At 59.9% G+C, this 12699-nt stretch carries 12 protein-coding genes, 1 tRNA gene, 1 pseudogene and 1 riboswitch; of the genes and pseudogenes, 12 read left to right on the top strand and 2 right to left on the bottom strand.

Features of this window, described 5'->3' with window-relative positions:
• Positions 1-180: pseudogene (locus Q0K07_RS03675) on the top strand (hypothetical protein); the annotation flags it as partial.
• Positions 181-595: 415 nt separating this feature from the next.
• On the opposite strand, the gene Q0K07_RS03670 reads toward Q0K07_RS03675, so the two are convergent.
• Positions 596-671, bottom strand: a tRNA-Ala gene (locus Q0K07_RS03670).
• 99 nt (positions 672-770) lie between these two features.
• Positions 771-1952 (bottom strand): hypothetical protein, encoded by a 1182-nt coding sequence (locus Q0K07_RS03665; RefSeq protein ID WP_294556575.1) that lies wholly within the window; start codon positions 1950-1952, stop codon positions 771-773.
• Positions 1953-2260: 308 nt separating this feature from the next.
• Between Q0K07_RS03665 and Q0K07_RS03660 the strand changes: the two genes are divergently transcribed.
• The 11 genes from Q0K07_RS03660 (at position 2261) to Q0K07_RS03610 (ending at position 12668) form a co-directional block, all read left to right on the top strand.
• Positions 2261-2905, top strand: a complete 645-nt coding sequence (locus Q0K07_RS03660) for a GntR family transcriptional regulator (protein ID WP_294556572.1) — start codon at positions 2261-2263, stop codon at positions 2903-2905.
• The gene (locus tag Q0K07_RS03655; RefSeq protein ID WP_294556569.1) at positions 2902-3216 is read left to right on the top strand and encodes a hypothetical protein; all 315 of its coding nucleotides are present in this window, start codon (positions 2902-2904) and stop codon (positions 3214-3216) included. The genes Q0K07_RS03660 and Q0K07_RS03655 overlap by 4 nt, the downstream gene beginning before the upstream one ends.
• A 16-nt stretch (positions 3217-3232) precedes the next feature.
• Positions 3233-4633, top strand: a complete 1401-nt coding sequence (locus Q0K07_RS03650) for a hypothetical protein (protein ID WP_294556566.1) — start codon at positions 3233-3235, stop codon at positions 4631-4633.
• 8 nt (positions 4634-4641) lie between these two features.
• The gene (locus tag Q0K07_RS03645) at positions 4642-5793 is read left to right on the top strand and encodes a twin-arginine translocation signal domain-containing protein (protein WP_294556563.1); all 1152 of its coding nucleotides are present in this window, start codon (positions 4642-4644) and stop codon (positions 5791-5793) included.
• 51 nt (positions 5794-5844) lie between these two features.
• Positions 5845-7575: a GTP-binding protein gene (locus Q0K07_RS03640; protein ID WP_294556560.1), complete on the top strand. Its 1731-nt coding sequence runs from the start codon at positions 5845-5847 to the stop codon at positions 7573-7575.
• A 65-nt stretch (positions 7576-7640) separates the two neighbouring features.
• Complete coding sequence (locus tag Q0K07_RS03635; RefSeq protein ID WP_294556558.1) at positions 7641-8231, top strand: MotA/TolQ/ExbB proton channel family protein; 591 nt, start codon at positions 7641-7643, stop codon at positions 8229-8231.
• Positions 8228-8641 (top strand): biopolymer transporter ExbD, encoded by a 414-nt coding sequence (locus tag Q0K07_RS03630; protein ID WP_294556555.1) that lies wholly within the window; start codon positions 8228-8230, stop codon positions 8639-8641. The genes Q0K07_RS03635 and Q0K07_RS03630 overlap by 4 nt, the downstream gene beginning before the upstream one ends.
• 6 nt (positions 8642-8647) lie before the next feature.
• On the top strand, positions 8648-9163 hold the full coding sequence (locus tag Q0K07_RS03625; protein ID WP_294556552.1) for a cell envelope integrity protein TolA: 516 nt from the start codon (positions 8648-8650) through the stop codon (positions 9161-9163).
• Positions 9164-9717: 554 nt separating this feature from the next.
• Entirely contained in the window at positions 9718-10707 is a 990-nt protein-coding gene (locus Q0K07_RS03620; protein WP_294556549.1) for a metallophosphoesterase, read from the top strand.
• Between the two features lie 110 nt (positions 10708-10817).
• Positions 10818-10892: riboswitch (Fluoride riboswitch) on the top strand.
• A 68-nt stretch (positions 10893-10960) separates the two neighbouring features.
• Complete coding sequence (locus tag Q0K07_RS03615) at positions 10961-11653, top strand: hypothetical protein (protein WP_294556546.1); 693 nt, start codon at positions 10961-10963, stop codon at positions 11651-11653.
• A gap of 13 nt (positions 11654-11666) precedes the next feature.
• Positions 11667-12668, top strand: coding sequence for a GGGtGRT protein (locus Q0K07_RS03610; protein ID WP_294556543.1), 1002 nt, complete (start codon positions 11667-11669; stop codon positions 12666-12668).
• Positions 12669-12699 lie beyond the last annotated feature (31 nt).

The following is a 12699-nucleotide window of genomic DNA, read 5'->3' as shown; positions in this document are numbered from 1 at the left end:
ATAATAGTAGCGCAATATTTGGGAATGGAGGTATTAGGTATTGGCATTGACGCGCCTATCATCGGCAGCATAATCCCTTGCGCTGAAACCATTACCGACATCCGCGAACTGACTCCGGCTATATTCCGGCTTCTTCAACAACCCCTACTCGAAAAAGGAGATAATTCGTGTCAACAATAAAAACAACAACTTGGCTGACTATTGGAATATTAGTTCTACAGATTGCCATCAAAATTATAAAAGACACTGACGAGGACAGCTGACGAAAAGAGGGCATCTGGGAAGGTGCCCTCTTTTCGTGCCGTTCCTTTGGGATGGCCGGTCAGGTTATCCCAAAGAACATCGAGCTGGCCTTCCAAATAATTACTGCCTTTGAAACTTTTTGACAGCCCAAATTTTTTTGAGGGAAATTTTTATTTTTTCTTTTCCTGGATGAAGAAACGGGGATGTAGCTCAGTTGGGAGAGCGCGATATCCTAAAAATCGACAAAAAAAATTTCTTCTTTTTCTTATAAAAACTGGCACAAAACTGGCACAACACGACAAGAATATAAAAAAAGGAGTTATGGCTTTATGCCATAACTCCTTGAAATTTCTGGTGGAGATGAAGAGAATTGAACTCTTGGCCTCTTGAATGCCATTCAAGCGCTCTCCCAACTGAGCTACATCCCCGTTGCGGAGTCATTCATGCCAGAAGCCTCCGCCATAGTCAAGAAAAAATTTTGCTTTTTTTCGTATCCTTCTCTGGGCCACGGCCACCGGTCCGTGTTTTCACACTTTTGAGGCGCGCCAGCGCGCCACAAGACGCGCAAAGGGCTCGTACAGCGGCCTGAAGGCCGATTCGCCGAAACCTCCGGGCGTGGGCGCGGCAAAGGCGAAGATGAGCACCGCATGCAGCCCTTCGGCGGAATAAAAAGGCTTGGCGAAGTAGGAACGCACCCCGCAGGGAATGAACATGGCCCAGTCGATGGACTTGATGCTGTCGAGGGTGTCCTCCACGGTGAGGGAATCGAGGCTGAAGCGTTCGATGTCCTGCGCGATGGTGCCTTCATACGCATGGGAGGCGCCCCACGACAGAGACGAGAAAAGCCTGCCCACGCCGTACACCTCCACCCTGCCCCGGATGGACTGAATATCGGAAAACATGAGCCCCTCCACGCCCGGACAGCGGGCAAGGAGCCGCTGAAGCCCTTCCTTCAGGGAAAACAACGCCCCCTCCGGTTCCGGACAGGGGGCAAGGGAGCAGGAGGCGGGCTTTTCAGGAATGTTGAGCAGCGCAATGCGCACGATGTCCGTGCCCGTGGAACAGGGGGAAATGCGTACTTTGGAACCGAGAATGCTGCCGGAACCGCTGCGGAGCATGAGCGTGCCCGCCCATATTTCCTCTTCCAGGGCGTGACGGCAGGAGCGCAGCAGGGTTTCCCCCATCTCTCCGGGGGCTATGTCCTCCAGCATGAAGTCGCCCCCGCCCCGGGCCGCCCCGTCGAACAGGGCCTGCGCCGCCTCGTTGCAGGTGACGATTTCCTTCTGCTCCAGGCTGAGCACCAGCACGGGATACTGCGCGTGCCCCAGGGCCAGCTGGCAGGTCCCCGCCGTGCCGTTGGCCACAAAGGTGGCCGGCAGCACCGATTCCTTCAGCATGCCGAAATATTTTTCCGGATCATCCGGCCCGGGCCAGCCCTGAAGAAGATAGGCCTGATGGGGATTCTCGTTCAGCCGGAACGAAACCATGGCCGACTGCCGGCTCGTCACCATCTCCCAGAACTCCCCCAGAAGGGTGTGATCCGACTTCATCACCACCTTCCGCCTGAACTGCGCATCCTTGAGCAGCCGGGAGGTATTCTCCCCGAGAGAAGGCAGTGTCCAGCCGTTCAGCAGCCGGATGCGCGAACGGCGATGCTCTATCTCCCACAACAAGCCGGGAAAGCCTGACGCCCAAAGAGAGAAATCCATAGCCCGCCTCCGCGCTGTAATGCCGTCTTTTCCATAACCTACGGGAAAATGAAGTTTTTGTAAATTGGATGGACCAAAAAAATCATATTTCCCCCAATTTCCGATAATTCCCCTGAAAAGGAGACGTTCATTCCGGTATACAAGAGTGAAAAAAATGTGTGGATGAACCATTTTATTATTTTTTTATATGTAAAATCAAACAATTATCATATTTTTTTCTGATTTTTTAAAAGTCTTGAGTCTTTTCACATAACAGCGCAAGAATAAGAAGTATGGATAAGAGGCAAAAGGGGTGCGGAGGTTCCGCCATGAGCAAGCAGAAACTCATTGAACAGCAGCTTGAGCAGGCTCTTATGGAAGGCCGCTGGAAGCTGTTTGAACGCCTGCCTGCCGAACGCCAGCTGGCCGAAGAGATGCATGTGAACAGAACCACGCTCCGGGCCGCCCTGAGCGCCCTTGCCGGGCGCGGCATTCTGGAAACCACCCACGGCAGCGGCACCCGCGTGCGCGCCCTGCCTTCGGAGCATCCGGCCCAGTGCGTTCTGGTGGACAGGCTGTATGCAAGCCAGCTCATCGTGCCGCCCATCATCCATGCCTGTTCCCTCGTCATCAGGCCTTCGCAGATTCTCAGTCTGGAAAGGCTGCTGCCCATAGCCGGAACCGCTCTGCGCAACGACGACATCAAGGCCTTCGTGCAGGCGCACATTCAGTTTTTCATGGAAGCCGCCCGCTTCATCAACAACACGAGCATAAGCGCGGCGCTTGCCTCCTGCCTGCCCGACGGCAAATCCCTGGTACGCCTTTTCAACGCCTGCGAGATGCAGCAGAACGAAATGCTCTTCGCGCATCTGGCAAGAATACTCGGCGCCATGCGCCATGCCGACGCCACCGACGCCTCGGCCGCGACGCAGGCCTATTTTTCCACACTGCAAACGCTGGCGGAAAAGAAATGAGCGAAGGCAGAGCCATAAGCAGAAAGGAATTTCTGCACGGCATATTCCGACATGTAACCGGAAACGGCGACTGCACGGGCCCTGCGCCCGAAGCGCCCGAACCAGACTACCTGTCCATGCTTCCCCCCGAATTTTCGGGCGTCATGCTGGACATGGAAGCTGCCCGCCTTGGAGGTGATCCCGCAACGATGACGCGCAACGAGATGGCCGCCCTCGTCGTACAGGCCATGTACGGCAGCGCGAGCCGGACGGCACAAGGGCAACAGACTCCCGGCCCCGCTCAGGAGCAAGAGCGGACGCCCCTCGACTGAACAAAGGAGGAACCGTATGTCTCAGGAACAGCTTCCTTATCTTGAAGAGCGCAAGCTCGTTAAAAGATGGAGAGGCCCCATCCCCGCGCTCATGAATCTGGCGTTCACGCTGCTCATCTTCGCGGTGACGTGGTGGGTTTTCCAGGACCCGCGCGGCATCATGCGCTTCTACACTCCCTATGTAGGGTACAACTACTGTCGCTGGTGGCTCATCATCCTCATCTGGATGGCCTACACCTTCGACTTCTGGCCCTTCAAGAAAGACTGGATCCGCAATGCCCATCCTCTGCAGAAGGGGCTTGTGCTGGCCCTCATTTCCGTGGGCACCATGATCTTCTTCATTCACGGTTTCTTTGAAGGCGTGCTCGGCAACTTCGCCTTCGCCTACTTCAATCCCGATCAGCTGCAGAAGCTCGGCCTCACCGAATTCTATTCCACCGAATACGCGGCGCAGGCCTGCATGATGTTCGCCGTCATCGCCTCCTGGATCAGCCCCGCCTGGGTGGTCGCCCTCGAAGGTCAGCCCTGGGCCAACGCCTCGCAGCCCGTGCGCGGCTTCAGCATCTGGCTCGGCACCTTCTGTCTGAGCCTCGTCATCTACTTCATGACCATGCACAACCACATGGGCATCCTGTACTACCCCTGGCAGTACTTCACCGCCATCTGCCCGCCCTACTGGGAACAGTTCGCCGAAACCGTGTCGGCCAACTTCCATGTGGCGTGGATCATGTGCTGCACCGTGGTGGTGTGGTTCGTGGAAGGCATCTGGGAACGCTATCCCTTCACCATGATCAAGCGCGACTGGCCGCGCCGCATCGCCCTGTTCGTGGGCATCATCGTCATCGCCTGGGCGCTGTGCCTGTTCTTCTGGTACATGCAGGAACTCGTGTGGGGCGACGCCATCCGCGGTCATCGTCGTGACGCGGCTCCCGACTGGCGCTGGCTGCATGTGGGCGAAACCGCCATCTTCTTCCTCGTGCCCGCGCTGTTCGTGCAGTTCTACTGCGAAAACTGGCCCACGAAGTTCAGCACTCCCGTGAACATTCTCATCCGCACCGGTCTCGTCATCGTCGGCGGCATCATCCTCTACTGCCTGTACTATCAGTACGCCCACTTCATTCTCGGCACCCAGAAGGGCTTCTCCCATCCGCAGCAGTTCCCCATGATTCCCACCATCTGGCTCATCGACATCTGGCTCATCAACTGGTGGTTCATGGACGGCTGGCCGGGCTGGCGGCGTGAATTCAAGACCGCCGAAGAGCTCGCCGCGGAAAAGCGCCATATCGAAATCGACCACGCCTGGAACCCCGCCATGAAGGGCGGCCTCGTGACCGGCATCGCCGGCGGCGTGGCACTGTACTTCCTCATCGTTTGGCTGCTGCCCATCTGTAGCGCAACCTTCACTCTGGTGAAGTAGGAGTCCTTATGAACAGACGTGAATTTCTGAAAGGTGCATCCCTCGGCATCGGCGCCGGCGCCATCGGCGCCATGGGGCTTTATTCCTATACGCCCATGCGCAAGGCCTTCCTGCCTGAAGTGCACCGCCAGATGACCGACTTCGGCGTCTGCAAGTCCGTCAAGGTAACGAACATCTCGGAAACCAGCTGGTTCGACAACGGCGTGTTCATGACGAACGTCACCGGCGCGGGCGGCCTGCTCGTGGACCAGTACACCTACAACTGGGCGCCCTTCGGCAACGGCAAGGGCATCGGCAAGGGCACCTATCAGGACGGCCTCGCGAAGATCAAGCCCTATATCCAGAAGGGCGATCTGCACGAAGCCTGGGCCATTGCCAAGGAAAATTCCGTGGACGCCGACAACGCGGGCGGCTTCTCCTGCCTCGTGGAAATCGAGGCCATGGACGGCACCAAGACCAAGTACCTGTTCGACTGCGGCTGGAACTACGACTGGATGGAGGAAAGCTTCAAGCGCGAGGGCATCGACAACATGCTCGCCAACGGCGAAATCGCGGGCTTCATCCAGACCCACGAACACATGGACCATTACTGGGCCTTCCCCGTGGTGGCCAAGTACGCCCCCAACATCCACATCTACACCCCGAACACCTTCTATCCCGAAGGCAAGGACTACATCAAGGCGGCCGGGCATGTGGGCAAATGGACGGAAGTGAAGAAGGGCCTCTATCCCCTTCAGCCGGGCGTGGCGCTGTATCAGTTTGAATGCCCCATCATCTTCCGCGTGTTCGGCGAAATGTCCCTGTACTGCAACGTGAAGGACGTGGGCCTTGTGAGCATCACGGGCTGCTGCCATCAGGGCATCATCCTCTTTGCCGACACGGCCTACAAGGAACTGCAGTACGAAAAGGACAAGTTCTACGGCCTCTACGGCGGCCTGCACATCTCGCCCTTCGACGACTGGGATCCCAAGTACGACGACCTCGTCATCGGCCTGAAGAAGTGGAATCTGGAACGTGTGGGCTGCAACCACTGCACGGGCCTCATCACCGCGCAGAAGTTCGTGGACGTGGGCTACCCCGTGGTGAAGGGCACGGCCCGCTTCCGCTCCAAGACCACCAACTATCTGGGTAACGGCGACATCATCACCTTCCCCGGGTAAAAGACCATCCTTCCGGGGCGCGCAACGCGCGCCCCGGTTCACGGAGCGGCCATGAAACTGGAAAAAATTCTTCCGCGCGCTCTCGGCGACAGCGATTCCGACTGCGCCAGCATCTTCACCTCCCTCATCATGGCCGCACATTTCGAGCGCACCCGTGCAAGGGCGCTCGGCTGGCGGGGGGTGCGTCCCTGCGCCTCCAGCCACCCTGCGTGGACCTGCCGCGTCGCAGGTTCCGACCATGTGTTCGGCATCCGTTTCGACGGAGAACGCCGCGAACAGATCCCCGGATACGGCCCGTTCCTGCGCGGCCGCTTCAGCCTCTTCATCTTTCCCCCGGCGCAGTCTCCCCTGCTCGATGTCTTTCCTCTGGACGCCATGCGCGTCGCCCTTTCCCCGGAATATGAACACGCCGTCCGCGAATTTTCCGGCGGAGAAGCTCATCTCCAGCCCTTCCTTCTCGGAGCACTCGGCATGGACGTTTCCTTTGCCGGCAACGCCCTCTCCCTCACTCTGGAGGCTCCGGCAAGGCATCGCGTCATCTGCGCCGACGGCATAGCCGTGGATCAGGGCTGGCTGGTGGCTCCGGGCGAGGCGGAATGCGACGTGCCCGCCTTCAGTCTCTTCCTGCGCCTTTTTTCCGTCCTTGCCGCCACGGCGGAGGAGCAGCTCGGGGAAAAGCCCCGGATTCTTCTCGGCAGAAGCGACATGCCCCGCCGCCTCTTCCATGCCGATGCAAGCATGGCGGAGAGCGAAACCGAAAAGGAAACGCTGCTTTGTCTTGCGGCCTGCTTCGGCCCCTGCCCCGCCGTGGAGGGAGAAATCCGGGCCCTGCGCGCTCTGCCCGCACGGCACCGGCCGGAAGAGCTGGAACAGAGGCTCCGCCCCGTGCTCCATGTCCTCACGGGCTTTCTCGGCGCGGGCAAGACCACCTTTCTGCGCCGCTGGCTGGACTTTCTCCACGGCAGGGAACGCTACACCGGCGTGATTCAGAACGAATTCGGCAAGGTGGAACTCGACGCCACCCTCATGAAGGGCGACACCCTTGTGGAGGCCCTCGATGAAGGCTGCGTCTGCTGTTCTCTGGCGGACAGTCTGCGTCCGGGACTGGAACGCATCATTTCCGCCATGCCCGCCGAACAGTTCGTGCTGGAAACCACGGGTCTGGCCAACCCGGCCAACATCATGGAGGAACTCGGCAACCTGCGCGATCTCGTCACCCCCGGACTCGTCATCACCGTGGCCGATGCGCTGGATCTCTGCCGCCCGGGCCAGGATCCCGGCAGGGAGGATACGGGCATACGCCTTGCCCAGCTGCAGAAAGCCGACGTCATTATCCTGAACAAGTGCGACGCCGTGGAGGCCGCGGCGCTGGAGGCGCTCACCGATCATCTGCACAGTCTCAACACCAGGGCCCTCATCCTGCACGCGCGCTTCGGCAACATTCCCTTCGGGGAGCTGGATGCGTGGATAGACGCCCACGGCGAAACGCGCCTGCCCTCCCACAGCCCCCGGCTCATGCGCATGGGAGAACATGCCGCAACCCATGCCGACGAGGGCTATGAGGCCAGAGCCGTAAGCTTCGACCATCCCCTTTCCCTGCCGGAACTCAAAGAAATTCTCAGCAAAGCAGGGCCGGGGCTGTGCCGGGCCAAGGGCATCATTGCCATGGAAGGGGAAGGCCCCTGTGTGATACAGTATGCCGCAGGGCGGCTCGACATCACGCCCGCGCCGGAGGAGAAACCCATCGACCTCGTACTCATCGGCACGGACCTGAAGGGATAAGGCCCTGATTTCCATGTCCATGCCTCGGAAGGCATGGCCCACCGTCAACCCGCGCGGAGAGGCTCATGAACATATTTCTGATGGGCGGCTGGATGATGTGGCCGCTGGCCCTCATTTCCATCATGGCGACGGCCATTGTGGTGGAACGGCTGCTGCTGTTCTCCACCTGCCGTTTTCCGGCAAGAGGCTTCACCACGCTTCTTGAAGACGCCGTGCAGGGCGATGTGGAGCCTCTCCTGGAAGCCGTGGGCAAGGTGCACATGCTGCACCGCTTCGCCGGGCTTCTCACCGCCGAAGGCCCGGGCAGGGAGGCCGCCCTGCGCATTGAAGGCGACGCCGTGGTGAAAAGGCTGGAGGCGCGGCTTCCCATGCTCTCCATCCTTGCGAAACTCGCGCCGCTCATGGGGCTTCTCGGCACGGTGCTCGGCATGATCTCCACCTTTTCCGAAATCGCCGACGCCCAGGCGGGCATCAACATGAATCAGCTCGCCGGGGGCATCTGGCAGGCGCTCATCACCACCGCGGCGGGGCTGTTCATCGCCATCCCGGCGCTGTTCTTCCTCCATCACTTTCAGACAAGGGTGGATGAAGTGGCCTCCGCCCTGTCGGAAGCGGCCAATGCCGTGCTGGTCACAGAGGAGGAGGATGAACCATGATTTCCCTGCGCCCCCGCAGAAAGCACGGCGTGGATCTTGATCTCACGCCCGTCATGGACGTCATCTTCATCCTGCTCATCTTCTTTATCGTGGCCTCGGCCTTTGCCGTGCGCGGGCTGGACATCGACCTGCCCGCCGCGCATTCCAGCGAGGCGCTTTCCGGCCGCGTGGTGGAGGTGCGCCTTGAGGAGGACGGAAGCTTCCTCTGCGACGGCGTACCCGTGGAACGCGCCTTTCTGCGCTACAAGCTGCAGGACATCGTGCGCAATTTCAAAAAGGAACCGGGCCAGCTCGTGCTCAAGGCCAGCCCGAAGGCCCCTGTGGAAGCGCTCATTTTTGTTGTGGACGAGGTACGCATGCTCGGCGGCGAAAAGCTCATGGTCGCCACCTCACGCCCGGAAGAAAGGTGAACCCGCATGACGGACGGCGAACGACTCTGGACAGGCATCGCGCTGTCGCTCTTTCTTCACTTCTCACTGGCGCTCCTTCACGTCTCACCCGCGGAAGAGGCGCCCGCCTTCCGTGCCGTGCTGGAAATGGACGAAGAATCCACCCTCACGCGGGGAGGCACCAGGCCGGGCACGGGCCTGCAGTCCTCTTCCCCCGAAGACAGGGAGGAGGCGGAGGAGCTGAACCGGAAACGCCGCGCCTACCTGCGCTACCTCGACGAAGTGGACGACGCCATCCATGCCCGCAGGCTCGATTCCGGCGACACCTCGCTCATCGGCGTGGCGCTGTGCGCCTTCACCATTGCGCCCGACGGCACCTTCAGCGAAATACGCATCGTCCATTCCTCGGGCAGAGAGGCGCTGGACGCCTCGGCCCTGCGGGCCGTGCGTGCTGCAAGCGGCGTCGTGCGCAGGCCGGAAATTCTGGGCCCCGCCCCCATCCATGTTTCCCTTCAGGTAAAATATCAGTACGGGCTGCGATGACGCCCGCCTCCCTCAGGGGGCCGTTCATCGGCGACCCTTCCCATGCCTCCCGCCGATCCCTGCCGGCGGGGGCATGGGCCCGCTGAACGCCCCGTTTCTCCGCTCCTCCACCGCGCCAGAAGCCCCGCGCCCTTCCCCGCCCCGGCGCTTCTGCCCATGCCGCTCTGCCGGCGCCTTTTCCCCATAAGGCCGGCCCGGCTCCCGACGCGCAACGCTCCTTTTCCCCGCAAAGAGAGCGTGCGGGAAAAACGCGGCGCGCAGAAAGGGATTTTTTCCCCTGAAAGAAAAAACGGCATCGTTACCATATCTCCATATTGCCGACATCAAGGCTTCATGCCTCAGGTGCTCAATGACGCGCAGAGGCAATACCCCTTCAGGGAATACACCTTCAGGGCGGATCCACAGAAGTAGTCTACCACCGCCGCGCACCGCATGCCGCATAAGCCGGAAAACGACCGGCAGCACATGCACGGACGCAGCCCCGCCCGAAGGCCGCCTTCCCTTCATCAACAACGGCCTGCCGTCGAGCAGAAAGGCAGGATATGGAGATCGTCATGGAAAAGAACATCGCCCGCCGCGACATCCTGAAAATGGGCGTGGCCGCCACCGTCTGCGCGGCCGCCGGAACCCTTGCCCGCCCCCTTTCCGCCGAAGCGGCAGAAAAGAAAAGCCTGCTCAGGGCCGGCATCATCACCGACATGCACAAGACCAGCAAGGCCGACAGCAGCACCCGCATCTATTCCGCCTCCATGGACAAGATGAAAGTCTTCATGGAAGCCATGAAGCGGGAAAAGCCCGCCTTCCTCATTGAACTCGGCGACTTTGTGGACACTCTGGCCCAGGGCACCGACCCCGCCGCCAATCTGCGCGAGATCGAAGCGCTGTTCACCTCGTTTTCCGGCCCCGTCTATCATGTGCTGGGCAACCACGACTTCGACAATCTCAAGCGCGAGGCCTTCCTTTCCGGCGTCACCAACACCGGCATTGAAAAGGGCAGAACCTATTACTCCTTTGACGCCGGCGACGTGCACTGCATCGTGCTCGATGCCGACTACACGCCCAAAGACTTCCGCCCCTACGACATGAACACCCCCGAAGACACGTTCTGGACGTGGGTGGACACCATCATTCCGCCCCAGGAAATGGAATGGCTGAAAAACGACCTGAAAAACACCGGCAAGCCCGTGCTGGTGTTCAGCCATCAGACGCTGGACCGCGTGGATGAACAGGACCACAACATCAAGAACGCCTCGGCCGTGCGCAGACTGCTGGAAGAAAGCGGCAAGGTGCTCGCCGTCATTTCCGGGCACGACCATCAGGGCGGCTATTCCAACATCAAGGGCATCCACTATGTGGTGCTCAACGGCAACGTGGGCGTCAACGACACCCGCACCTGGGATGCCACCAGCCTTGAAAAGGGCCGCGGCCTGCACAATGACAATCAGTTCTGCGTTCTCGACATCCGAAAAAAAGGCAAAACCTACACCCTTTCTTTCGAAGGTTACGGCCGCCAGCCGAGCTACAAGCTGGAAAGAACGCTCTAGCAGACTGATTTTATTATAGATTATGGAGATACCCTGCGGGCGGTGCATCCTGTTGTGCGCCGCCCGCAGGTCTTTTCCGGGGTGTTGCGCACAATCGTCCTTTATGCGACGATGCCTCCGGGAATGAAGTTCTCCCAAGGCGTCATGCCTGAACCGCTCGTCGAGCTGATGACTTCTGCTTATCCATGAAGGCAGGAATTGTCAGCTCCTTTCTTTATGGGCGTGCAACGGCATGCAAAAACAGGAGTCGATCATGATTTATTCCTCGGAAGTCGAACACATGTGTCCGGTGGCGAAAGGGGCGTATCACGGACCCGCCCCGATCCCGGAGGAAGGCAAATGGGTGCAGGCGAAGCAGATCAGCGATATTTCCGGCCTGACCCACGGCATTGGCTGGTGCGCGCCGCAGCAGGGTGCGTGCAAACTTACCCTCAACGTTAAAAACGGCATCATCGAAGAAGCCCTCGTGGAAACCCTGGGCTGCTCCGGCATGACCCACTCGGCGGCCATGGCCTCCGAAATTCTTCCGGGCAAGACCATCCTGGAAGCGCTGAACACCGACCTCGTCTGCGACGCCATCAACGTGGCCATGCGCGAACTTTTCCTGCAGATCGTCTACGGCCGCAGCCAGACGGCGTTCTCCGAAGGCGGCCTGCCCATCGGCGCCAGCCTTGAAGACCTCGGCAAGGGCCTGCGCAGCCAGATAGGCACCATGTTCGGCACCAAACTCAAGGGCGCCCGCTATCTGGAAATGGCCGAAGGCTACGTCACGCAGCTTGCGCTGAACGCCGACAACGAAATCATCGGCTATGAATTCCTCAACCTCGGCAAGTTCACCGACGCGCTCAAGAAGGGTGAAGATCCCGCCGCCGCGCTGGAAAAGGCAAAGGGCCGCTACGGGCAGTTCGCAGACGCCGTGAAGTATATCGATCCGAGAAAGGAATAAAGGGGGAGAAGTCATGGCACTGTTTGAAAGTTACGAACGCCGTATCGATCGCATCAACGCGGTTCTCAAAGAAAACGGCATCGCTTCTCTGGAAGAAGCCCGGGACATCTGCGCCGCCAAGGGCGTCGATCCTTACCGCATCGTCAAGGAAATCCAGCCCATCGCGTTTGAAAACGCCTGCTGGGCCTACATCACCGGCGCGGCCATCGCCATCAAGAAGGGCTGCACCACGGCTCCCGAAGCCGCCGAAGCCATCGGCATCGGCCTCCAGTCCTTCTGCATCCCCGGTTCCGTGGCGGAAGACAGAAAGGTCGGCCTCGGTCACGGCAACCTCGCGGCCATGCTGCTGCGCGATGAGACGGAATGCTTCGCCTTCCTCGCCGGGCATGAATCCTTCGCCGCTGCTGAAGGCGCCATCGGCATCGTGAAGAACGCCAACAAGTCGCGGAAAAAGCCCCTGCGCGTCATCCTCAACGGCCTCGGCAAGGACGCCGCCCAGATCATTTCCCGCATCAACGGCTTCACCTATGTGCAGACGCAGTTCGACTATGCCACGGGCAAGCTCTCCATAGTGAGGGAAGTGCCCTACTCCAAGAACGAACGCGCTTCCGTGCGCTGCTACGGGGCCGACGACGTGCGTGAAGGCGTGGCCATCATGCATCACGAAAAGGTGGACGTGTCCATTACCGGCAACTCCACGAACCCCACCCGCTTCCAGCATCCCGTGGCGGGCACCTACAAGAAGGAATGCGTGGAACAGGGGAAGAAGTACTTCTCCGTGGCTTCCGGCGGCGGCACCGGCCGTACGCTTCATCCCGACAACATGGCTGCCGGTCCCGCCTCCTACGGCATGACGGACACCATGGGCCGTATGCATTCCGACGCACAGTTCGCGGGCTCCAGCTCCGTTCCCGCCCATGTGGAAATGATGGGCTTCCTGGGCATGGGCAACAACCCCATGGTGGGCGCCACCGTTGCCGTGGCCGTTGCCGTGGCGGAGGCCATGAACAAGTAATACGCCTTCCGGGCAGGACGAAACGCCCCGC

The sequence above is a fragment of the uncultured Mailhella sp. genome (assembly GCF_944324615.1).
Classification (GTDB): Bacteria; Desulfobacterota; Desulfovibrionia; order Desulfovibrionales; family Desulfovibrionaceae; genus Mailhella.
This window is presented reverse-complemented; position numbering and strand designations above follow the sequence as displayed.

Bases quoted from the DNA above. Each gene is read 5' to 3' on its own strand.
- Q0K07_RS03665 (WP_294556575.1), bottom strand. From the start codon at position 1,952: ATGGATTTCTCTCTTTGGGCGTCAGGCTTTCCCGGCTTGTTGTGGGAG.
- Q0K07_RS03660 (WP_294556572.1), top strand. From the start codon at position 2,261: ATGAGCAAGCAGAAACTCATTGAACAGCAGCTTGAGCAGGCTCTTATG.
- Q0K07_RS03655 (WP_294556569.1), top strand. From the start codon at position 2,902: ATGAGCGAAGGCAGAGCCATAAGCAGAAAGGAATTTCTGCACGGCATA.
- Q0K07_RS03650 (WP_294556566.1), top strand. From the start codon at position 3,233: ATGTCTCAGGAACAGCTTCCTTATCTTGAAGAGCGCAAGCTCGTTAAA.
- Q0K07_RS03645 (WP_294556563.1), top strand. From the start codon at position 4,642: ATGAACAGACGTGAATTTCTGAAAGGTGCATCCCTCGGCATCGGCGCC.
- Q0K07_RS03640 (WP_294556560.1), top strand. From the start codon at position 5,845: ATGAAACTGGAAAAAATTCTTCCGCGCGCTCTCGGCGACAGCGATTCC.
- Q0K07_RS03635 (WP_294556558.1), top strand. From the start codon at position 7,641: ATGAACATATTTCTGATGGGCGGCTGGATGATGTGGCCGCTGGCCCTC.
- Q0K07_RS03630 (WP_294556555.1), top strand. From the start codon at position 8,228: ATGATTTCCCTGCGCCCCCGCAGAAAGCACGGCGTGGATCTTGATCTC.
- Q0K07_RS03625 (WP_294556552.1), top strand. From the start codon at position 8,648: ATGACGGACGGCGAACGACTCTGGACAGGCATCGCGCTGTCGCTCTTT.
- Q0K07_RS03620 (WP_294556549.1), top strand. From the start codon at position 9,718: ATGGAAAAGAACATCGCCCGCCGCGACATCCTGAAAATGGGCGTGGCC.
- Q0K07_RS03615 (WP_294556546.1), top strand. From the start codon at position 10,961: ATGATTTATTCCTCGGAAGTCGAACACATGTGTCCGGTGGCGAAAGGG.
- Q0K07_RS03610 (WP_294556543.1), top strand. From the start codon at position 11,667: ATGGCACTGTTTGAAAGTTACGAACGCCGTATCGATCGCATCAACGCG.